Origin of the sequence: Mucilaginibacter sp. UYCu711 (genome assembly GCF_050433825.1) — a bacterium.
Classification (GTDB): Bacteria; Bacteroidota; Bacteroidia; order Sphingobacteriales; family Sphingobacteriaceae; genus Mucilaginibacter.
The window spans coordinates 760,081-785,069 of sequence record NZ_JBNPWM010000001.1; the positions used below are offsets into that span (position 1 = coordinate 760,081).

Annotated in this window: 13 protein-coding genes; all 13 read left to right on the forward strand. The window is 39.8% G+C overall.

Annotation, left to right across the window (positions count from 1 at the left end):
* The first annotated feature begins 45 nt into the window (after nt 1-45).
* Nucleotides 46-723 (forward strand): ABC transporter ATP-binding protein, encoded by a 678-nt coding sequence (locus ABIB50_RS03510; RefSeq protein ID WP_429377295.1) that lies wholly within the window; start codon nt 46-48, stop codon nt 721-723.
* 100 nt (nt 724-823) lie between these two features.
* Nucleotides 824-3,211 (forward strand): ABC transporter permease, encoded by a 2,388-nt coding sequence (locus tag ABIB50_RS03515; protein ID WP_429377296.1) that lies wholly within the window; start codon nt 824-826, stop codon nt 3,209-3,211.
* Nucleotides 3,212-3,292: 81 nt separating this feature from the next.
* Nucleotides 3,293-5,662, forward strand: coding sequence for an ABC transporter permease (locus tag ABIB50_RS03520; RefSeq protein WP_429377297.1), 2,370 nt, complete (start codon nt 3,293-3,295; stop codon nt 5,660-5,662).
* An 11-nt stretch (nt 5,663-5,673) separates the two neighbouring features.
* The gene (locus tag ABIB50_RS03525; RefSeq protein ID WP_429377298.1) at nt 5,674-8,097 is read left to right on the forward strand and encodes an ABC transporter permease; all 2,424 of its coding nucleotides are present in this window, start codon (nt 5,674-5,676) and stop codon (nt 8,095-8,097) included.
* Between the two features lies 1 nt (nt 8,098).
* The gene (locus tag ABIB50_RS03530) at nt 8,099-10,474 is read left to right on the forward strand and encodes an ABC transporter permease (RefSeq protein WP_429377299.1); all 2,376 of its coding nucleotides are present in this window, start codon (nt 8,099-8,101) and stop codon (nt 10,472-10,474) included.
* Nucleotides 10,475-10,497: 23 nt separating this feature from the next.
* Nucleotides 10,498-12,912 (forward strand): ABC transporter permease, encoded by a 2,415-nt coding sequence (locus tag ABIB50_RS03535; protein WP_429377300.1) that lies wholly within the window; start codon nt 10,498-10,500, stop codon nt 12,910-12,912.
* Nucleotides 12,913-12,931: 19 nt separating this feature from the next.
* Nucleotides 12,932-13,447 (forward strand): ABC transporter permease, encoded by a 516-nt coding sequence (locus ABIB50_RS03540; RefSeq protein ID WP_429377301.1) that lies wholly within the window; start codon nt 12,932-12,934, stop codon nt 13,445-13,447.
* A complete protein-coding gene (locus ABIB50_RS03545; protein WP_429377303.1) occupies nt 13,447-15,387 on the forward strand; it encodes an FtsX-like permease family protein in 1,941 nt (646 codons plus the stop codon). The genes ABIB50_RS03540 and ABIB50_RS03545 overlap by 1 nt, the downstream gene beginning before the upstream one ends.
* Nucleotides 15,388-15,411: 24 nt before the next feature.
* Complete coding sequence (locus tag ABIB50_RS03550) at nt 15,412-17,817, forward strand: ABC transporter permease (protein ID WP_429377304.1); 2,406 nt, start codon at nt 15,412-15,414, stop codon at nt 17,815-17,817.
* Between the two features lie 23 nt (nt 17,818-17,840).
* Nucleotides 17,841-20,198 carry an ABC transporter permease gene (locus ABIB50_RS03555; protein ID WP_429377306.1) on the forward strand — a complete coding sequence of 786 codons (2,358 nt, stop codon included), beginning with the start codon at nt 17,841-17,843 and terminating at the stop codon, nt 20,196-20,198.
* A 23-nt stretch (nt 20,199-20,221) separates the two neighbouring features.
* Nucleotides 20,222-22,597 (forward strand): ABC transporter permease, encoded by a 2,376-nt coding sequence (locus ABIB50_RS03560; protein WP_429377307.1) that lies wholly within the window; start codon nt 20,222-20,224, stop codon nt 22,595-22,597.
* Between the two features lie 225 nt (nt 22,598-22,822).
* Nucleotides 22,823-23,500, forward strand: coding sequence for an ABC transporter ATP-binding protein (locus ABIB50_RS03565; RefSeq protein WP_429377309.1), 678 nt, complete (start codon nt 22,823-22,825; stop codon nt 23,498-23,500).
* A gap of 1 nt (nt 23,501) precedes the next feature.
* A complete protein-coding gene (locus ABIB50_RS03570) occupies nt 23,502-24,935 on the forward strand; it encodes a TolC family protein (RefSeq protein ID WP_429377310.1) in 1,434 nt (477 codons plus the stop codon).
* The last annotated feature ends 54 nt before the right edge of the window (nt 24,936-24,989 follow it).

Consider the following 24,989-nt stretch of genomic DNA (forward strand, 5'->3'; position numbering starts at 1 on the left):
ACTGATTTAAATTAAACGCGCTCATTAAAAGAGCAGGAGGCACAAATGATAAAAATTACAGACCTACAAAAGTTTTACCGTACAGAAGAGGTAGAAACCATTGCTTTAAATAAGCTATCAATCGACATTAAAGAAGGCGAATTCGTTGCCATAATGGGTCCTTCCGGCTGTGGTAAATCAACACTGCTTAACATACTTGGCTTGTTGGATGACCCGGATGGTGGAAGCTATCTGTTTAACGGCATTGAAGTAGCTGATTTTAACGAGCGTAAACGGGCCGATTTGCGTAAACATAATATAGGTTTCGTTTTCCAGAGCTTTAACCTGATTGACGAGCTAACAGTTTATGAAAACGTAGAGTTACCGCTGATCTATACAGGCGTACCTTCATCAGAACGGGTGGGCAGGGTTGAAGCTGTGTTAGAAAAAATGCAGATCATGCACCGCCGTAATCACTATCCGCAGCAATTATCGGGTGGTCAGCAACAGCGTGTTGCCGTGGCACGTGCCGTAGTTAATAACCCTAAACTAATATTGGCGGATGAGCCAACAGGTAACCTTGACTCAAGCAATGGTAATGAAGTTATGGAGCTGTTAACCGACCTGAACGAACAAGGAACGACCATTATAATGGTTACCCACTCAGAGCATGATGCCCGTTATAGTCACCGTATCATCCGCTTATTGGATGGACACACGGTGATGGAAAACATCATGATATAAGAATGAATATGTCGCCTAAACTATATATCAGTTAGTTAATTATTTCTACGGCCCTTTCTCTTTGAGGAAGGGCCGATAAAAGAAAAATCGAAACCAACCTATGATCAGAAATTACATTAAAATAGCGTGGCGCAACCTTAAAAACAATAAGGTTTACAGTGCATTAAACATTGTTGGGTTAGCTGCGGGTATGGCTGTGGCTTCGATAATTGGTTTATGGGTGGCGCACGAGTATTCGTACGATAAGTTTTTGCCTAATGGCGACCAGCTTTACCAGGCAAAGATAACTTTTACCAGTACCCATGATGGTATGCGTACGCAGGATGCGATGTCGTTACCGATAGGCGATGTGCTGAAAAAGGATTATCCGGAAATCAAATATGTAGCCCGGGCCGACTGGGATCAAAAACACGATTTACTCGTTGGCGATAAAAAAATGTATTTGAATGGCCTAGGCGTTGGTGCCGATTTTTTAAAAATGTTCCAGTTCCCGCTGGTAAAAGGCAACGCTGCCTCGGCCTTGAAAGATCCTTACACTATAGTGCTTACTGAATCGACCGCTAAGGGTTTGTTTGGCAATAGCGACCCGATAGGCAAAATGGTGAAGTTTGATAATAAAGATAACCTGAAAGTTGTGGGTATCTTGAAGGATGTTCCCGAAAATTCGTCGATGAATTTCAATTATGTTTTTCCATTTGAGTACCTGGTAAGCGCGCTCGATTGGATGAAAAGTGCCCCTACAAGCTGGACGAACAACTCGTTCCAGATATTTGTGATGCTACAGCCGAATGCCAGCTATGCCGAACTTGCCCCTAAAATAAAAGACATTGTAAGCAAGCACAGTGAAAAGATGCGCCCCGCAAAACCAGAGCTCAGCCTGCACGCGTTAAAGGACTGGCATCTGCGCTCGGAGTTTAAAAATGGCAAAATATCTGGCGGGTTCATTGATTACGTAAGGATGTTTGGCATTATAGGCATACTGGTTTTATTCATCGCCTGTATTAACTTCATGAACCTTGCAACCGCGCGATCAGAAAAACGTGCCCGCGAGGTTGGTGTACGCAAAGCCATTGGCTCGAAGCGCAGCGATCTGATATTCCAGTTTCTCACCGAATCATTTCTGATTACCTTTATCGCATTTGCGTTATCGATAGTTATCGTACAATTAGTTATACCAGCGTTCAATACCCTGGCCGGTAATAACATCCGGATACCTTATGACAATCCTGTTTTTTGGGCTATAATGCTAAGTTATGTGTTAATTACCGGGTTATTGGCTGGCAGCAGGCCCGCATTTTATCTGTCGTCGTTTAATCCCGTAAAGGTTTTAAAAGGAAGCATCCAATTAGGCAAAGCAGCATCGTTACCTCGTAAAATATTAGTGGTAGTGCAGTTTAGCTGCTCAATAGCATTAATTATCAGCACCGTTATTGTTTATCAGCAAATACAACATGCCAAAAACAGGCCCACAGGCTACAGCGCCGACAGGCTGGTGTCGGCCGACCTGAGTGATGACCTGAATAATCATTACGATGCGCTAAAAAACGATGTGTTGCAATCAGGCCTGGTAGAAGCCTTTTCCAGGGCGTCGGCCCCGGTTACCGATATCTATGCCCATACCTCTATCGATAATTGGGCGGGAAAGAATGCCGGCGAAGAATCGGTTAATACCGTGAGTGTTTTTGTATCCGATAATTATTTTAAAACCGTGGGAATGCAGTTTTTGGCCGGACGTAATTTTGCGCCGAAATTTGAACTGGATACTACCAATGTTATTTTGAATGAAGCAGCTGTTAAACGCATGGGCCTTAAAAACCCTATTGGGCAACAAATAAGCTGGAATAACCATTCCGGTGGCAGGGTTAACGTAATTGGTGTTGTGAAGAATGCTGTGATGGGCTCGCCGTTTACACCGGTAGAACCCGCTATTTTTGCACATTCGCGATGGGGTAGCAAGGCTATATTCAGGTTATCACCAAATGTTAAAACACACGATGCCATAGCTAAAATTGGGCAGATATTTGACCGTTATAACCCGGCGTTTCCATTTAGTTATAAGTTTGCCGATGACGAGTATAATCAGAAATTTTATCTGGAAGTATTGGTGGGTAAGTTGGCAGGCATATTTGCCGGGCTAGCCATATTTATATCATGTCTTGGTTTATTTGGGCTGGCTGCTTACGTTGCCGAACAGCGCACCAAAGAGATTGGCATCCGTAAGGTATTAGGCGCATCCATAACGCAGGTATGGCTAATGCTCTCAACCGATTTTGTTTTATTGGTGTTCATCAGTTGCCTTATCGCATCGCCCATAGCCTGGTACTTTTTACACGGCTGGTTGCAAAAATATGATTACCGTATTGATATCGGGCCTGCCGTATTTCTATTGTCCGCAATTGCGGCGGTGGTAATAACCCTGTTAACGATAAGTTTTCAGGCTATAAAGGCGGCATTAACTAACCCCGTTAAAAGTTTAAGAAGCGAGTAAATAATTAAAATTAATAATCAGCTGAAGTCTGCAACCAATAATTTTTATAAACGTCTATTAAGATTGTAGAATATAAATAATATGATCAAAAACTATATTAAAGTAGCGTGGCGAAACCTGGTTAATAAGAAATTATACAGCGGTATTAATATTGTTGGGCTCACCGTTGGCCTTGCTGTTGGAATTCTAATATTAATTTGGGTTCAGGACGAGTTAAGTTATAACAGGTTCCATACCAAATTTAGCCAGATATATAAAGTAAATGCGGCTATTGGCTCCGGTGCAAGCAGGCAAGTATGGGGCGGTGTACCTGCACCTGTAGCTTTTTATGCCTTAAAGGAAGTTTCGGAAGTAGTGAATGCCACAAGGGTAATTACCTGTTATGATTACTCCACATTCAGGTATAAAGACAAATTACTAAAGGAAGAGTATGGTAAGCTTACTTTTATCGACGATGCTTTTTTTAAAGTATTTGATTATAAACTAATAAAGGGCAATCCGAAAAAACCATTTCCTAATAATCAATCGATTATTCTTACAGAAAGCACGGCGAAGAAATATTTTGGCGATGCCGATCCTATTGGTAAAACTATACAAGGCGACAGCAAGGACCTCTTTACCGTATCTGGCATATTAGCTGATTTCCCTGCTAACTCAAGTATAAATGCCGACATGCTTTTTTCGACAAACATAAAGAAGAAACAGTATGATGGCAAGGGCTATTGGAAATCGATGGATGAAGATTGGGGTAACTACTATGCAGATACCTATTTGCAGGTAAGGCCTGATGCATCTGTTATCGTTATTGGTAACGAGCTTACCCGGATCCATATGGAGCATCAGAAAGGTATTAAACCAACCGATGGCGTTTTTAGCTTGCAACCATTAGCCGATATCCATTTGTTTAGGCCCGATGGGTCGGCAGCCGGTATGGAAACGGTTAAGATCTTTTCAGTTGTCGCAATATTGATATTGCTGATCGCCTGTATTAACTATGTTAACCTATCCACAGCACGCGCCATGTTACGCGCAAAGGAGGTAAGTATTCGTAAGATCATTGGTGCCGAGCGCAAGCAGCTGTTTATACAATTTGTTACAGAAACTGTTTTGTGCTTTACTATAGCAATTGTATTGGCTTTTTGCCTTATCTACGCTATAATGCCACTTTACAATAGCATATCGGGCAAGCAAATGCATTTTGATCTCCTCAGTGCTAATGTATGGCTGGTTATAGGGCTAACCATATTAGCTACACTGGTGGCATCAAGTATCTATCCTGCTATATTATTATCCTCATTTAAACCAATTAGCGCGCTCAAAGGGCAAGTATCGGGCATGGGCAACGCAACATTCAGGAAAATCCTGGTTGTTTGCCAGTTTGCCTTTTCTATAGGGCTTATCATAGGTACATTGGTTATAAACAAGCAACTTAATTTCATCCGGTCGAAAGAATTGGGTTATGAAAAGGAGCATGTATTTGCAATACAAATGCACGGCATGCAAGACCACTACGAAGCTATAAAGGCCGAATTGCTGACTCACAATGAAATAAAAGGTGTAACCTGCGGCAATAACAGCGTAGTTAATAGCGGCAGTACTACCGGTGATACCGATTGGGACGGCAAGCCTGCAGATCAAAGCTTAATGATCCATCCATTTAATATTGACAAGGATTTTATCAGCCTGTTTAAGATAAAATTTGCCGCAGGTAGGGGATTTACAGGTTCAAAATCAGATACATCACATTACATATTAAATGAAACAGCTGTTAAGTTAGCAGGTATAAAAAATCCGGTAGGCAAACGCTTTAAGCTTCATGATTTAAACGGCATCATTATAGGCGTTGTTAAAGACTTTAACTTTGCCTCTTTAAAACAGGCAATTGAGCCGTCTATTTTTGTTTACAGGCCAACTTCATGGCAGATGTATGTAAAAACAACCGGCAAAGATACCCCTTATGCTATCAAAGCTGTACAGAAGTACTGGCAGCAATACAATTCAAATTTCCCTTTCGAATATAATTTCCTGGACGACGAATACAACAATCTGTATAAATCAGAACAACAAATAGGTACGCTGTTTAATATTTTTGCCTGTATAGCTGTATTAATTTCGTGCCTGGGCCTGTTTGGGTTAGCTACCTATACTGCGCAGGTTAGAGTCAAGGAGATCGGTATTCGTAAGGTATTGGGCGCAGATGTTATAAATATCACCACCATGCTTTCAAAAGATTTCCTGATGCTTGTGATAATAGCCATTACAATTGCGTCGCCAATTGCATGGTATTTTATGAACCAATGGTTACAAGGGTATGCCTACCGGGTACCAATGCAGTGGTGGATAATGTTAATCGCCGGCTTCATTGCTATATTAATTGCATTGGCGACCATCGGTTTTCAGGCAATTAAAGCGGCATTAGCCAACCCCGTTAAAAGTTTAAGAAGCGAATAAAATATATAGATATGTTAAAGAACTATTTTAAAATAGCCTGGCGAAATATCGTTCGTCACAAAGCATACTCAACCATTAATATAGCCGGGCTGGCCATAGGTGTTGCTGCCTGCTTATTGATATTTGTTGTAATACAATTTGAGTTGAGTTATGAAAAATTTCAGCCTAAATATGATAAGATCTACCGCGTTGTACTGCAACAAAACCTGGGCGATGGCATAAGCTACAGCGAGGGGATACCATACCCAATGCCGGCCGCTTTAGAGGTGGATTTTCCGGATGCAAAGTTTGCCACCATCCAAACAAGCTATGGCAGCCAAATTACTGTGCCGGCAGGCAATACAGACGTTAGCGCGGCCGACAAAAAGTTTGTTGAAAGCATTGGCGTAATGTTTATACAGCCGCAGTTTTTTAACATATTCAGCTATAAATGGCTATCAGGCGATGGATCGGTATTGTCTAAACCCGATATGGTTGTTATTGACAGGAGCACCGCCACAAAATATTTTGGCAAATGGGAAAACGCAGTAGGCAAAGTAGTTAAGATGGACAACCTGCTGTTGTTAAAAGTTGCCGGTATAATTGAGGATGTGCCCTCAAACAGCGACTTACCTTTAAAGGTTTTAGTATCATATCCAACCTTAAAAACGCATTTAGCCGAGTATAATTTGGAAGATTCGTGGGGTAATAATAGTAGTAATCACCAAATATTTATGTTACCCGCACCTGATGCGACAGTAGCAAATTTAAATGACCGGCTTAAAACATTTGTAAAAAAACATTACAATCAAAAGAATGCTGCTACTAAGGTTCATTTAGTACAACCCCTGGCCGACATACATTTTGATACCCGCTTTGGTAATACCCTTGGCGACCATATAACCAATAAAGCTACCATCCGCACTTTGTCATTTATAGCTATCCTGATAATTATAATGGCATCCATTAACTTTATTAACCTGTCTACAGCACAATCCGTTGGCAGGTCTAAAGAGGTTGGTATCCGTAAGGTATTAGGCAGTAGCCGCACGCAACTCATCAAACAGTCGTTAGGCGAAACCGGCCTAATTGTAATTTTCGCATTGGTGATAGCGATAGTAATTGCTAAGCTTGCTCTACCTTACCTAAAAAATATTGCAAGCGTACCTGATGATATTAGTTTGATAAGTGTAGGTTCTATTGTGTTTTTAATGGCTACAACACTTGCAATTGTGGTAATATCCGGTATCTATCCGGCATTAGTTGTGTCAGGTTTCACGCCTGTGCTAGCATTAAAAAACAAGATCACCGCCGCATCAGTTGGTGGCGTACCATTGCGCAGGGTATTGGTTGTAGCGCAATTTGCGATCTCTCAATTATTGATTATCGGCACAATAGTAGCCGTCAGGCAAATGAACTATGTAAACTCGGCCGATCTTGGATTTAACAAAGAAGCTATATTAATAATTCCCGGCAGTACCGATAGCATCAGCTTGCAAAAATCGGAAAGTTTTAAACAGCAACTGTTGCAAAGTCCCGGTGTTAAGGCGGTGACTTTTACATCCGATCAACCTTCGTCACAAAATAATTGGTCTACCAATTTTTATTATGATAATGCCGGAACTGATAAACCTTACCAAACCAGCTTGAAATTTGGAGATGCCGATTACTTTAAAACTTTCGGTCTGCGCTTTAAAGCAGGGCAGGCATTTGTGCAAGCCGATACAACCAATGGCGTAGTAGTTAATGAAACCTTTGTAAATAAACTTGGGATACAAGATCCACATGCTGTTATTGGTAAAATATTAAAATTAGGCGGCGGTAAATGGCATCCCATTGTAGGGGTTGTAGAAGACTTTAAAACCAATACGCTGCGCGAAAACATCAGGCCGATTGTGATACTGCAGATGAAGAAGCAACAAGGCGAAGTTGCAGTTAAACTAAGCACCAGTAATTTTTCGGCAACCGTAGCATCGGTACAAAAACAATGGGAAAAAACCTATGCAGCGTATGCTTACAATGGCTATTTTCTGGATCAAAATATAGCCGAGTTTTATAAACAGGAAAACCAGCTGGCCCTGGTTTATAAAATATTTGCCATGATAGCAATATTTATTTCATGCCTTGGCTTATACGGTCTGGTATCGTTTATGGTGGTGCAACGCACTAAAGAGGTTGGTGTGCGTAAAGTATTAGGTGCCTCAATAACCAGCATAGTCTATATGTTTTCTAAAGAGTTTATGTTGCTGATAGGTGTATCTTTCGTAATAGCTACGCCGATAGCTTATTATATGATGAGCAGTTGGCTGCAAAACTTCGTTTTCCGTATCCCTTTGTCGGCCGGAGTGTTTGTTTTGGCTATTGTGGCATCATTGGTAGTGGCATGGATAACGGTTGGCTATAAGTCAGTTAAAGCAGCTTTGGCAAATCCGGTAAAAAGTTTAAGAAGCGAATAATATGATAAAGAACTATTTTAAAATAGCCTGGCGTAATTTAAAACGCAACAAAGCCTATGCATTTATTAGTGTTACAGGTTTGGCTTTAGGTATTACCTGTGGCATACTGATATTTACTTTAATAAGTTATCATTTAAGCTTTGATAATTTTCATAAAGATTCGAACCGCATCTATCGGCTTTATACGGAATGGCACGATGAATCTATTGGTAAATCAGGTGCGGTGCCGCAGCCATTGGGTAAAGCTTACAGAGACAATTTTACTTTATCCGAAAAAACGGCACGGGTAATTAATTTTTCACGTACTTTAATTACTATACCCGGCAAGGAGGTTAAAAAATTCAGAGAAGATGAGGGAGTAGCATTTACAGAGCGTGAATATTTTGATATACTAAATTTTCCCTTGATAAAAGGGAATCCTAAAAGCGTACTATTAAAACCTAACGAAGCGCTAATAACTGAAACCATAGCAAAGAAATATTTTGGTGATAACGATGCGATGGGTAAGATGCTTCGCCTGGATAATAAAGTAAGCTTTATTATAACCGGGATATTAAAGGATTTACCCGCAAATACAGACAGGAAACAGGAAATTTATTTATCGTATGGAAGTTTAGACACTTACACCAGTCCCCGCCGCGAAACCAATTGGGGTGGCGTATACAGTGGAAGTGAAGCGTTTACCAAATTAAAGCCAGGCGTAACTGTATCACGAGCTAATAGCGCTTTGGCACAATTAGTAAAAATGAACTTTAAGGGGCGCGATGCTAAAGTATGGTTTTTCAAAGTACAACCGCTGGCTGATGTCCATTTTAATTCAGAACTGGGTGGATATGCCGATAAAAAATATTTATGGGCACTGTTCTTCATTGGGTTGTTTTTGATAATAACAGCTTGTGTGAATTTTGTTAACCTGGCGACAGCGCAGGCCCTTAATCGCGCAAAAGAAGTAGGCGTCCGCAAAGTGTTGGGTAGTTTGCCTGAGCAATTGTTTTGGCAATTTATAGCAGAAACAGCATTAATAACCCTTGTTGCCGTAATTGTTGCCTTAGTTTTATCCGGAATAGGATTGCCATTAATTAACAATCTTTTTCAATCTAAAATGCGGTTTAATTGGGAGCTGCTAAGCATGTTTATTGTTGTAATAACAATTGTGGTTGTATTTTTATCAGGCTCTTATCCCGGATTAGTATTAGCACGCTTTCAGCCTATTGCTGCTTTAAAAAGCAAACTCTCACAAAAAGAAGTAGGTGGCTTTTCGTTACGCAGGGTATTAGTGGTTGTTCAATTTTCTATTTCTCAAGTGCTGATAATAGGTACCATAATAATTGTAGCACAATTACACTATTCGCAAAATACTGATTTAGGTTTCAACAAAGATGCAATTGTATTGCTATCGTTGCCAGATGGTGCCAATGTAAAATACAATACCTTGCGTAACCGTATAAAAGAAGTTCAGGGTGTAGAAAAAATAACACTTTGTTATAACGCACCCGCGTCGCAATCAAACAGCACCACAGGTGCAAATTACGACCATAGGGTGGAGGACGAACATTGGGGAATTAATGTAAAACAGGCCGATGAAAACTACCTCTCTACATTTGGCATTAAACTGGTTGCAGGACGTAACTTTTTCCCCTCTGATAGCACACGCGAATTTGTGGTTAACGAAACCTTTGTTAAAAAACTTGGCCTGAAACCACAGGATGTAATAGGCAAAGTATTAAGTGTAAACGGAAAACATACTACAGCACCGATAGTGGGCGTAGTAAAAGATTTTTATAATTATTCCTTCCATACAGAAATCTCGCCTTTATGTATTATGCCCGACACCGGCAATTATTCCACTATGGCTGTAAAGATTAATATGCGCAACGCCAAATCCTCGCTTGCATCATTTGAGAAGATCTTTAATAATACTTTCCCGGACGAACTTTATTCATACCAATTTTTAGACGAATCTATTGCAAGGTTTTATAAAATGGATAACATCTTATTAAACTTAATAGAAGCCTTTGCGGCTATTGCTGTATTGATTGGGTGTTTGGGTTTATATGGCTTGGTGTCATTCATGGCGGTACGTAAAACCAAAGAGATTGGTGTGCGCAAGGTATTGGGTGCTAATATACTGCAGGTTTTATGGTTGTTTGGTAAAGAGTTTTCAACGTTGTTGGTCATAGCTTTTTTAATAGCCGCTCCATTAGGCTGGTGGGCCATGCATAATTACCTGAAGGATTTTACTTACAAAATACCTATTGGCCCGGGCATTTTCCTGATATCCATAACCTCTACATTTATAATAGCGGCAATAACCGTTAGCTACAGAGCAACGATTGCGGCAATTACAAACCCGGTAAAAAGTTTAAGAAGCGAATAGCAAAAACATTAATTCAGCATTTTATGATCAGGAACTACTTTAAAATTGCGTGGCGAAATCTTTTACAAAACAAAGTTACCTCGTTTATTAGTATAGCAGGGTTAGCAGTTGGTATAGGATGCTTTTTATTATTAACTACATACCTGTTAAATGAGGTGCGGTATGACCGGTTTAACACCAACGCTGATAGAATTGTTAGAGTTATCCAAGGTTCGCGATCAAGTACTGATAATGCCGATAATATTATAGCGGTAACACCAACAGCGCCGGTTCCTGTTTTTAAGCAACAGTTTCAGGAGGTAGCCGACGGTGTTCGTATTTACAATTATACCGGCTACAAACCTGCGACAGTCCAGTATAAGGATAAGCTGTTTAACGAGCGCAAAATGCTGGTGGCTGATAATTCCTTTTTTAAAATATTCAGCTATAAATTTATATTGGGTACTGCTGCCAACTCGCTAAACCTACCCGAGTCGGCTGTAATTACCGCCACAATAGCTAAAAAGTATTTTGGTGATGAAAACCCCATAGGTAAAATATTACAGGTAAATACCACACGAAATTTGGTTATAACCGGTGTTATTGAAGATGTGCCTGCATACTCGCACCTAAAGTTTGATATCATGGGTAACTATGCCATGCTCGACAGATCAAAAGATCTGAAATGGGATTCGGCTAATGATTATTCTTACCTGTTATTAAAATCCGGTGTTAATGCAAAGAGCCTTGAAAAAAGTATAAACGCTTATACATCAGCTTTAAATAAGGATAATGACAGATCGGGTTATAAAAGCTGGTTTGTGTTAGAACCGCTTACACAAGTGCATTTATACACCACTGCAAAGGATAACCTGGAGCCATCAGGCAATGTTAAATACATATATATTCTTGGCGCAATAGCAGTTATCCTGCTTGTATTAGCGTGTATAAACTTCCTGAATCTGGTCACCGCCAAATCAATTGAAAGGGCGCATGAGATAGGTGTACGTAAAGTAATGGGTGCCTTACGCTGGCAGTTGTTTTCACAATTTATTGGCGAGGCGGCATTTATAACCTTTTTATCTTTGATAGCCGGTGTACTGATGGCCTGGGCCAGTTTTTCATGGTTTAGCAACTTCAGCGGGAATGAGCTGAATTTTGCCATCTGGAAAGCGTCCTGGCTATTGGGTGCTTTAGTAGGGTTGTTTGTAATAGTAACTTTATTGGCAGGTACCTACCCTGCTTTATATCTGTCGGCATTTAAGCCCGTTGCTACTTTGAAAGGAAAATCAACAGGCAGTAGTGGTGGCGCTGTTTTACGCAAATCATTGGTTGTTTTTCAGTTCTCGGTATCTGTTTTCTTTATAATCAGTACACTTATCGCCGGCAGGCAATTGCAATATATTCAGCAGTTAGACACCGGTATTAATCGTGACCAGGTAGTAGTCTTGGATATTGGGGGGATGCCCTTTGATAAGGTAAAGGCGTTTAAAGACCAGGTAATGCAGCAGCAGGGCATTAAGAACGTTAGCGCGTCTTATGATTCGCCGGTAAATGTAAGGGGTGGTTATACTATAAACGAAGCCCAGGGAATACCCGGGAAAATGCATATTTCAATTACGGCTATCCCGGTTGAAAGGAATTTTGTGAATACGCTGGGCATAAAACTAATTGCCGGTACCAATTTTACACTTGGCGATGAGCAAAGCATATTAGATACCAATCGCGGCAATCGTAAATACAGCTTTGTAATCAATGAGTCGACTGCAAAGGCAATTGGCTGGACACCTGAACAAGCCATAGGTAAACGTATTAATATGGCGCATCGCATAGGTGAAATAAGAGGAGTGGCCCGCGATTTTAATTTTGCATCACTTCACCACGAAGTAACACCAATTGTATTATTTCCTGAGTATGATTATTTCGGCAAACTGCTCATCAAAACATCGGGTGTAAACATGGCAGGTACCGTAGCGGGGATCAAAAAAACATGGAAATCATTTTACCCGAATGTGCCCTTTGAGAATCACTTTCTTGATCAGGAGTACGAGGAATTATACCTGACAGAACAACGCACCGGCGGGATCTTAACTGTATTTACATTAGTCACAGTTTTTATATCATGCCTTGGATTATTTGGCCTGGCGGTTTTCAGCACCAGGCAAAGGGTGCGCGAAGTTGGTATCCGCAAAATTTTAGGATCAAGTGTGTTAAATATAGTTGGCCTGATCTCAAAAGATTTTTTAAAACTCGTTTTATTGTCCATTATAATAGCTTCACCGTTTGCTTACTATGTAATGCATAAATGGCTGCAAGGCTTTGTTTATCGGGCCAATATACAGTGGTGGATATTTGCGCTTGCGGCAGGGCTTGCCATAGTGATAGCTTTTTTAACGATAAGCTACCAGGCAATAAAAGCCGCACTGGCCAACCCGGTAAAAAGTTTAAAGAATGAGTAGTTAAGTTGAACTTGTAACAATGATAAGGAATTACATAAAGACTGCATTAAGGGGTTTCTGGCGACACAAACTGTTTACATTGATTAATGTAGTTGGCTTATCTATAGGGGTTAGCGCAGCGCTTATTATTTATTTGATTGTACACTTCGATTTAAACTTCGATAAATTCCATAAGGATGGCGACCGAATTTATCGGGTAGTTACCAACTTTACATTTACGGGCCAGCCGGTTTACAATTCGGGTGTTTGCGGGCCTTTGCCGGCTGCTGTAAAAAATGGCGTTACCGGTGTTGAACTGGTGGTAGCCTGTTTCAGGATGCTCCTACCTGATGTTTACATCCCGCAGGAAAAAGCACGGCCAACCCGGTTTAAGGAGCAACCCAATATATTGATCACAACACCAAGTTATTTTGCCCTGGTAAAATACGATTGGGTAGCAGGCTCCGCTAAAACAGCATTAAATAACCCATACCAGGTTGTTTTAACTACCGATCAAGCTAACTTTATTTTCCGGGGCTTTCGTTTGATCAAATAATGGGCAAAACTGTTGTTTACGATACCGTAAAAACAACGGTAACCGGAATTATAAAACCGCTGAAAGAAAACTCAGGCTTTACTTATCACGATTTTATATCTTATTCAACCGCGCTGACAAATGCCGGGCTTAAATCCCGACTAAGATTAAATAACTGGGGAGGAACCAGCGCACAGTATCAGTTGTTTATTAAACTGTTTCCCGACAGTAAACCTACTGTTGTTAAACGGCAGCTAAATAATATCCTTAAAAAGAACCTGGAATATAATAAAGATAAAACCCAGGAGTTTGCACTGCAAAAACTGGCTGATATACACTTGAGCGCTCAATATGGGGGTATTGCCGCTTACGATGCCGTAGCAAGTAAAACTACTTTATATAGTTTACTGATAATTGCCGTATTTCTGTTGTTGTTGGGTTGCATTAACTTCATAAACCTAACAACGGCCCAAGCCACGCAACGGGCCAAAGAAATTGGCATTCGTAAAACCATGGGGAGCAGCCGTGCGCAATTAGTCACCCAGTTTTTAAGTGAAACTTTCTTTGTGACGATTATCGCCGTGGTTATCTCGGTGTTATTAGCGCCGTTCCTGCTCAAATTGTTTGGAGGTTTTATTGATACACGTATAAAGTTTGATCTGATCCATCAGCCGGGTATTATACTTTTCCTGTTGATGCTGGCAGTGGCAGTTAGCCTGTTATCGGGTATTTATCCGGCGGTTATCTTGTCTGGATATAAACCTGTTTCGGTACTGAAAAATCAGGCACAAACAACTAACAAAACCCGTAATGCCTGGATGCGTAAATCGCTTACTGTTACGCAATTTGTTATAGCCCAATTTTTTATCATGGCTACCTTGCTGGTGGGTAAACAAATCTATTACGCTACACATAAAGACCTGGGCTTCAGACAAGATGGCATCATGGTTATCAACTCGCCCTGGAAAACCCATAGAGCCGGTAAAAACCAGGTTTTCCTGAATAAGCTGCGCTCAATGCCACAAGTAGAGTTAGTTGCATTGGGGCATGATGAACCATCGTCCGAAAATACAACCTCTACGGAAGCCACCTATATCGATGGGAAAAAAGAAATAAAGATGGAGCTAAGCCAGAAGTTTGGCGACGAAAATTATATCAAGCTTTATCAAATAAAACTACTGGCAGGCCGAAATATTCAAAAAACAGATTCGGGCCGGGCATTTTTGATTAATTTGACTTACACAAAAATACTCGGCTTTAAAAAACCCGGCGATGCCATAGGCAAAGTGATCGATAATTTTAATGGAGACAAACAGATGCAAATCATTGGCGTAGTATCTGATTTTCACCAGGAGTCATTACATGCGCCTATAGTGCCCTTAGCCATACTTTATCCGGAAGAAGGTTTTAATACCACCTTTCATGTTGCGTTAAGACCCCAAACTGCAGACGGTAAACAATGGTCGGCAGTTCTTAACGGAATGAACCAATCCTGGAAACAAATTTATACTGGTGACGATTTTGAATACCAATTCATAAATGATACCGTAGCCAAATTTTACCAAAAAGAACAACACTCTTCAACACTGCTTAACTGGGCAACGGGCCTGTCGGTATTGATAAGTTGCCTGGGTTTGCTGGGGCTCACAATATATATCACCAATCAGCGCACCAAAGAAATTGGGGTGCGTAAGGTGCTTGGCGCATCGGTAACGCAAATTATGCGCTTATTATCAACCGAATTAGTGACGCTGCTAATACTTGCCTTTGTTATAACCATCCCGGTTGCCTGGTGGGCATTGCATAAATGGATCCAAAGCTTTGCCGATCGCACTGCTATCAGTTGGTGGATATTTGCCTTAGGCGGTGGGGTAATGTTAATAATGGCATTAATTACTTCAAGCATTCAAACAGCCAACGCGGCTCTGGCCAATCCTGTAAAAAGTTTAAAAAACGAATAGATATAAATCATTAACATATATATCATGATAAAGAATTACATAAAAACCGCATGGAGAAATCTCTGGAAAAACAAAGTTTTTTCAGCATTAAATATTTCCGGCCTCGCAGTAGGCATGGCAGCTTGTATTGTTATAATGCTGTTTGTTTTTTTTGAAAAGAGTTTTGATAATTTCCATACCAAAAACATTTACCGGCTAAACGAAGTGCAGAGCTTCCCTGGTATGGTTTCATCACAAAAAGTAGGTTTGTCTATGTTCCCGATGGGACCGACTCTTAAAAATGAATTCCCGCAGGTGAAAAATTTCACCCGTGTTAAATGGCATGATAAATACCAGCTAACTTACCTTGATAAGCGCATGTTTGTTCCGCAGGCCTATGCGGTTGATTCAACATTCCTGCAAATGTTTGATTTTAAGTTGCTGGCTGGCGATCGAAAAACTGCGCTTGAAAAACCGAATAGCATTATTTTAACTCAAGCTACCGCTAAAAAAATGTTTGGCGATGAAAATCCTATTGGTAAAACTATAAACCACTTTGACGGTGATACAGCAACTTTTGCGGTAACAGGCATTATGCAGGATGTACCTAAAAATTCGCAAATGCAGTTTGATGCACTATACTCATTCAGCACTAATTTCAAGCCGTGGATGGCCAATAACTGGGGCGGAAACTGGTTGGATACTTATGTTGAATTTGCTCCGGGTACCGATGTAGCGGCGCTTGAAAGTAAATTACCGGCCTATATGCTTAAATACTCTAATAGACCCGATATTAACAAGTTCTATAAACTGTTTTTCTTAAATCTGAAAGATGTGCATGCTAACGCAACGGACATAGGGCTGGACTATATCAATTATCAAAAATTCGATAAAAAATCCACCAACCTGTTTGCCATAATTGCATTTATTGTACTAGTTATAGCGTGCGTAAATTTCATGAACCTTTCTACCGCACGGTCGGCCGAGCGTGCAAAAGAGGTAGGCGTACGCAAATCCATAGGTGCCGGGCGTTTTGAGCTGGCTATACAGTTCCTTGGCGAAACTATATTGCTGGCTTTGATCGCACTTAGCATCGCCCTGGTTTTGGTTTGGCTAACATTACCTTACGTAAATACTTTAAGCGGGCGAAGTCTTTCGCTTAATTTCTTAAATGACCCGGCATTGGGTGTAATAATTATTTGTTTCACAGTATTAGTGGGTATAGTTTCGGGGATATATCCTGCTATATATTTATCATCCTTTAAACCTGTAAAAGTGCTTAAAGGCAATAGTGATGGTGGCAAAAGCAAAGGCACATTCAGAAATATATTGGTTGTCGGCCAGTTTACCAGTGCAGTGTTTTTAATGATCGCTACCATTTTTGTAGTTAAACAGCTGCATTTTATGCAACAACAAGATCCCGGATTCACCCGCGAGCAGATAGTAACCATACCGTTAAATGGTAATACCGATGCTAAATATGATGTTATTAAACAGCAGCTTTTAGGTAATTCGTTAATTACCGGAGTAACTGCGTCTCAAGATGTATTAGGGAGCCATTTAGATCAAACCGGGGTAAGTTACAGGCCAGCAAACGGGCCTAAAAAAGACCTTGCATTAACACAGTTGGTTGTAGATAATAACTATCTCACCCTGTTCAATATTAAATTATTAGAGGGAAAGAACTTCTCGTCCGAAAAATCTGCAAATGGTAAAGAATATATTATCAATGAGGCACTTGCACATGAATTATTAAAAGAACAGCCTAAAAACACCCCGTTAGCATCTTTAGTAGGTCAGCATTTTGGTAATGATTCGTTAGGTGTAATAACCGGTATATCAAAAAACTTCAATTTTAACTCGTTGCATTATAAAGTAGAAACCATGTTCCTGTTTAACCAAAAGGAGTGGGGCTTTAGGTATCTGACAGTAAAAATAAATGGCAGCAAAACCGCTGATGCACTTGCTTTTATTAAAGGTGTATGGAAAAGCAATTTCCCAGACCGCCCATTTGAATACCAGTTTTTGGACGACCATTTTAATGAGGTTTATAAAGCCGACACGCAGGTGAGTAAGATTGTAGGTATACTGGCCGGCCTGGCTATTGTTATATCCTGCCTTGGTTTATTTGGTTTAGCATCTTACTCGGCCGAGAAGCGAATTAAAGAAATCGGTGTACGCAAAGTCTTAGGTGCATCGGTTCAGAATATAGTTGTCCTGCTATCCGGCCATTTTGTTAAACTGGTTTTAATTGCTAACCTCATTGCCTGGCCTTTAGCTTGGTTTGCTATGCATAAATGGCTTGAGGGCTTTGCTTACCGTATAGACATTAACCTAAATATATTTGTAATAACTGCCATGTTATCCATATTCATAGCACTAATAACTATTAGTTTTCAATCTGTTAAAGCAGCTATTGCTAACCCGGTAAAGAGTTTAAGAAGCGAATAAATAAATCACTAACCTATAATATCATGATAAGAAATTACATTAAAACTGCGTGGAGAAACCTGTTGAAGAATAAGTTTTATTCTGTAATTAATATTGCCGGCCTTACGTTAGGGCTGGCTATAGGTATCCTGATATTGTTATGGGTGCAGGATGAGTTAAGTTTTGATAGTTTTCATAAAAAGAGCGACGATACTTATCGTTTAGAGTTATTTGGCGGCACAGGTACCAGCAGGCAAATATTTACCGTTGGAGTGGCACCAATAGGTCCATTGGCCAAGCAAGAGTTGCCTGATGTAAAGGAATATGCAAGAATGACCGGTAATGGTAATTTTGTCTTGTACAAGTACCAGGATAAATCATTTAGCGACCTATTTGCTGCTTTTGCCGACCCATCGTTATTTTCGGTTTTTGATTTTCCATTGATAAAAGGTAATCCCGACCGGCCATTTGCAGGCGATAACTCGGTTATCATCACACAAAAAACCGCACACAAATTCTTCGGTGGTGAAGACCCGATAAGTAAAGTAATTGTTGCCGACGATAAAACCAACTTTACTGTTAGTGGTGTTATTAATGATTTCCCTAAAAACTCAAGTATTAATGCTGATATGATAATGCCGATGAATTTTCATATCAAAAGCATGTTGGCAAATGGTCTTGACCTGAGTAATAACTTCAGCAATTTTTCATACGATGTTTACCTGCAGCTTAAACCGGGCGCCGATCTTAAAAAACTAACTACTCAGATACGCCAGATCCACCTTAATCACAAACCTGATGATACGGACGCTGAATATCTGTTATTGCCGCTTAAAAAAATGCATCTATACAACGCCGATCTTACAGACAAGGGAATAGAAACCATCAGGATATTTATTGTAATTGCGATATTAATATTGGTTATAGCCTGTATTAATTATGTAAACCTATCGACTGCCCGCTCCATGCTACGCTCAAAAGAGATAAGCATGCGCAAAATAGTTGGTGCGGCTAAGATTCAATTGTTTTTACAGTTTATTATAGAAACAGCTTTGTTGTTTTCGCTTGCTGCGCTTTTGGCTTTCGGGCTAATATTTCTTTTACTGCCGGTGTTTAATAATCTATCAGGGAAAGAGTTGATAATCAATCTTGCTGATTACCATATCTGGGCGACTTTATTGGTTACTATATTTGGAACACTTGCATTATCAAGTATCTATCCGGCTTTATTATTATCGTCGTTTGAGCCATTAAAAGCGTTAAAAGGAAAAATATCAATCGGCATAGGCGATGTGATGTTTCGCAAAATATTAGTTGTTACACAGTTTGCCGTATCTGTTATACTAATAGTCGGTACCATAACAATCACCAGGCAATTAAATTATATTAAAGAAAAAAATCTTGGATATGATAAAGCACACGTGTTTTCTGTGCGGATGCGCGAGATGGGTTCGCATTACGATGCAATAAAAGCCGAATTATTAAAGAACCCGGCCATCTCTGCTGTAACCCGTTCTAACCAAAATATTGTAAAGTTTTATGGCTTTACAGGTAATGTCGACTGGAACGGCAAAGACCCTAAACAGAACCTGTTTATGCACCCTATAGTTGTTGACAAAGATTTTGTGTCTTTCTTTAAAATGAAAATTATACAGGGCAAGATGTTTACCGGCGCTATAGCTGACACCACCCATTTTGTACTAAATGAAACCGCCGTAAAGGAAATGGGCATTGTTAATCCCGTTGGGAAATGGTTTAGGATGGGTAAAACTAAAGGCCAGATAATAGGGATAGTAAAAGACTTTCATTATGCATCTATGAAGGAAAAAATAGCGCCAGCGGCATTTGCCTATGATCCCAATAACTTTGGCACATTATATATTAAAACCACAGCCGGCGATGCTCCTAAAGCTATAGCGGCTATAGCAGCAGAATACAAGCATTACAATGGCGAAATACCATTTGCATACAACTTTTTAGACGAAGTATTTGATAGCTTGTATAAAAGCGAACAACGCGAAGGGTCTTTGTTTAATTATTTCTCGGTGATTGCCATATTTATTTCATGCCTGGGATTGTTAGGGCTGGCCGCGTTTACTGCCCAGGTACGCACGCGCGAAATCGGCGTCCGTAAGGTATTAGGAGCAAGTGTAAGCAGCGTAGTAAGCCTTTTAGCAATGGATTTTGTAAAATTGGTTTTGATAGCTATTGTTATCGCCACCCCTATAGCTTGGTATGCCATGAATAAGTGGCTACAAGCCTTTGCTTATAAAATATCTATTAGTTATACTGTTTTTGTGTTTGCCGGCCTTATAGCCGTTTTAATTGCATTTGTAACTATCAGCTTCCAATCTGTAAAAGCAGCATTAGCAAATCCGGTAAAGAGTTTAAGAAGCGAATAAGTTGATATTTAAGTAAGAAAGTCATGATCAAAAACTATATTAAAATAGCCTGGAGAAACCTTTATAAGAATAAAGCATTTTCCATTATTCATATTTTGGGATTAACCATTGGCATTACGGTGTGCATGATGATATTCCTGTACATAATGAATGAGTTTAGTGTAGATAAGTTTCAAGCAAAAAAAGATCATATCTACCGTGTCATGCGCGGATATGACATTGCCAAACCTAAAGTAGCCTATTTATCCGGCCCATACGCGCCGGCTTTATTAAATGACTTCCCTCAGGATATTAAAGCTGCGGTTCGGGTATCTCCATCAAATAACTTAATATCTTTTGGCGACAAAGCATTTAATGAAACTAAGGTTTATGCTACCGACCCGGGGTTTTTTAGCCTGTTTTCTTTTCCGCTTATAAAGGGAAATGCTGCCGATGTGTTAAGCAAGCCAAACTATATTGTCCTTACCGAAAATACTGCAAAAAAATACTTCGGCAGCGTTGATAATGCTATGGGTAAAGTTGTGTTGGTTGATAAGAACCTGCAATTAAAAGTAACGGGTATTGCAAAAAATGTACCGTCAAATTCACACATGGATTTTGATGTCATTATCCCGCTGGCCAATTATACTAATAGCCCCGGATTTAACACCTGGATCAATAACGGGCTTTTTACCTATGTTTTATTGAATGATAATGTTACCAAAGCACAGGTGGAAAAGCAGTTCCCTAATTTTATGGATAAATACATGGGTAAGGATATGGCCCGTTTTGGCACCAAATTCGACCTGGCGCTTACACCGTTAACAGATATTTATTTCGAGAAATCCTCTGCTTTTGATAATGTAAAGCATGGCGATAAAATGGTGGTTTATATTTTTATTTCCATAGCCGTTTTAATCATGCTGATCGCTTGTATCAATTTTATGAATTTGTCGACCATCCGTGCGGTCGAGCGGTCTAAAGAAGTAGGGATGCGCAAAGTTATGGGTGCGCTCCGGAACCATCTGATCATACAGTTTATTGGTGAATCTGTGCTGTTAGCTGTGATCTCCTGCATACTGGCAATTGGTTTATTGATATTATGTATGCCATATTATAACCAGCTATTAGGTTATAGTTTAACGGTTAGATGGACCTCATTGCCTATTTATATGTTTTTAATTGGGGTAATTGTAGTGGTGGGATTTTTAGCAGGAAGCTATCCTGCATTTTTCCTTTCGGCTTTTTCTCCTATCCAGGCTTTAAAAGGTAGATTAAGGTTAGGTAGCGGCGGCGTTTTTTTCCGTCAGTCGTTAGTGGTTGTGCAGTTCAGTATTTCGGTATTGTTGATCATTGGCACCATAGTGATATCGCGTCAAATGAACTATGTAAAGACCAAACAGCTGGGCTATAACCAGGAACAAATTGTAACTATTAAAATAGATAACAATGATATTTATAACCATAAGGAAACCTTTAAAAAAGAATTGGAAAGCAACCATAATATATTGTCTGTATCATTAGCATCGGGTGAGCCGGGAGGTTTTTTTGATATGCAAGGATTTGATGCCGAGGGCCAGCATGAAGTTTTCAAATCAAGAACCGAATATGCTGATTTTGAATATGTAAAAACGCTTGGCTTGAAAGTCATTGCCGGAAGGAACTTCTCTTCGCAATTTGCTACAGATACCGCGAAAGCTATCTTAATTAACCGCACAGCAGCACAGAAATTAGGGTTTACCCCTGAGCAAGCAATTGGTAAGTGGATAAAAAATTTGGTACGCGACAGTGTAAGGCGCACCATAGTTGGTGTAGTTGAAGATTTTAACTTCCTGTCGCTTAAAGAAAATATGGATGCGTTGGTAATTTCACCAAGTGATGACAGAAGAGTAATAATGGTGAAAATGAAAGCCGGTAACATCGCATCTACATTGGCAACAATAAATAAGGCTTATGCAAATGTTGCACCGATATATCCTTTTGAGTATAATTTTCTCGATCAAAAATTTAACACCACTTATAAAGCCGATCTGCGCCAGCAAACCATTTTAAGCATATTCTCATCGCTGGCCATATTTATTGCCTGTTTGGGACTGTTTGGCCTGGCATCATTTACTGCTGCCAAACGCACCAAAGAAATAGGCGTGCGTAAGGTGTTGGGCTCGTCTGTAAGAAGTATATTGCTGTTACTGGCAAAAGATCTGTTAAAGCCCGTAATAATAGCTACTTTAATTGCAATGCCTGTAGGTTATTACTTTATGCATAAATGGTTACAGGCTTTTGCTTATCGTGTGCCATTTAGTTGGTGGATATTTGCGTTAGCCGCATTTATAGCAATAGCCATTGCATTTGTTACTATCAGTTTCAGATCTGTAAAAGCAGCCATGGCTAACCCGGTAAAAAGTTTAAGAAGCGAGTAATTATTATACTTGCTTCTTAAATTTACTGTATCAAAACCGTACACTTGCTGTTGCGTTAGCGAACAGATTTTTTCATTGTTTTTATCATAAGTAATTAGTTATCAATAACTTGATAGTTTGGTATGCTATTGTTATATATAGGTGTAAATTATGGAAATTGCGTTCAGAACTATTGAGAGCTTAAGAAGCTAATAAAAACATACACATATCTACTAAAAAGGCAATATGCTATCACTTAAAAATATTTCAAAATACTATCAGTCAGGCGGTAATAAAGTTTCCGTGCTTAACAATATTACTCTTGATATTGATGAAGGCGAGTTTGTATCTATCATGGGGCCGTCGGGTTCAGGCAAATCGACATTGTTAAACGTTATAGGGATGTTAGACGAGGCCTCAGAGGGTTATTATTACTTTCTGGATAAGATGGTTCATCAGCTAAAAGAAAAGCAGCGTTCGGCTTTATATAAAGAAAACATTGGGTTTGTATTCCAGGCTTATCATCTAATTGATGAGCTTACAGTTTATGAAAACATAGAGACCCCGTTACTATACCATGATTTTAAATCATCAGAGCGCAAGGCGTTAGTAGCAGATATGCTTGATCGTTTTCAGATTGTGGGTAAAAAGGATTTGTTCCCCGCGCAGCTTTCGGGTGGCCAGCAGCAGTTGGTTGGTATTGCCAGGGCTTTAATTGTAAAACCAAAGCTATTATTGGCCGATGAGCCTACAGGTAACTTAAACTCAAAACAAGGCGAAGAGATAATGGAGTTGTTTCAAAAGTTAAATAAGGAGGACGGAATGACCATTATACAAGTAACCCATTCGGAAAAAAATGCCGAATACGGTACGCGTATTATTAACCTGCTTGACGGTACTGTAGCGTCATCAAAAAAATTATAAAATGTTTAAAGTAATTAAATATACTGTTGCAATTTTAACGCTGTCTGTTAGTGTTGTAAATGCGCAGCAAATGCCCGATAGCGTTTTAACCTTGCAGCAATGTATTGACATTGGCGTAAAAAACAACCTGCTGGTTAAACAAAGCGAATTGCAAATGGAAACCAACCGCATTTATTGGAACCAGGCACGCGAGAATTTGTTACCCACATTAAATGGTAACGTTACACACACCATCAGCGAGGGTAGGAGCCTTAACTCTTTTACCAACGGGTATTTAAATCAGCCCATTACATCAGCAAGTTATGGTTTGTCAAGCAGCCTGATTTTATCAAGCGGGCTTATATTGCAAAATAGCATTAAGCAAACTGCTTTGGCTTACCAGGCCGGTAAAATGGACTTTGAACAGGCCAAAAATAACCTGACACTTAATTTGATCATAGCTTATTTACAGGTATTAAGCAGCGAAGATCAGTTAAAGCAAGCCAATACTCAAGCCGAAGTATCGCTAAAACAAGCTGAGCGAAGCGAAATTTTAAGTAAAGATGGCGCTGTGCCACCATCGCAATTATATGACCTGCGGGGGCAATTGGCAGGCGACCAGGGCAACGTTATCAATGCCCGTAATACGCTTGATATCGCTAAACTAAATTTGCTGCAGTTAATGAATGTGCAGTACCGAAAAGATATCAGGTTTCAACGCCAGATGAGTGACAATACGCCATCAAGCTACGGACAAAGCGCCGATCAGGTTTATGCTGTGGCATTAAGCGATTTTGCATTAGTAAAAGCCGGTACTTTACGCCGCCAAAGTGCAGAAAAAGGAGTAAAGGCTGCTAAAGGGGCCTTATTGCCTACTTTATCATTGTCCGGAGGGTTAAATACAAACTATTCAAGCGCAGCACAGCGTTCGTCATTTGTTGATTCATCAACAGTTGCAACTAGTCAGTTTATAAATACACCAAGTGGTAAGCAGGTTATTTACGACAGGCAGGCTAATTATAACAATCAAAATATTAGTTATAACGACCAGTTTAGAAACAACTATAGCACAACGGTTAGTTTGGGTTTAAACATTCCTATCTTAAATTATTTTCAAAATAGAAACAGGATCTCGCTTGCAAAGATCGATTTACAAAGCGCACAATATACCGAGCAAACAAACCAGGTACAGCTTAGAGTTAGCGTGGATCAGGCGTATGTAAATATGGATGCTGCTTATGATCGTTACCAGCTTTTGGTTAAACAGGTTGACGCTTATAATGAATCTTTTCGTATCGCAGAAACACGGTTTAACTCCGGGGTTTTGACTTCTGTCGAGTTTTTAATTGTGAAGGGTAATTTAGACAGGGCGCGTACAGGCCTTATTAATGCAAAATATGATTACCTCATCCGCACTAAAGTATTAGACTATTACCAGGGAAAATTAGCATTGTAAATTATTAGACCTTCAATCGCTAAAACAGTTACCGATATAAATTCACGGTTATAT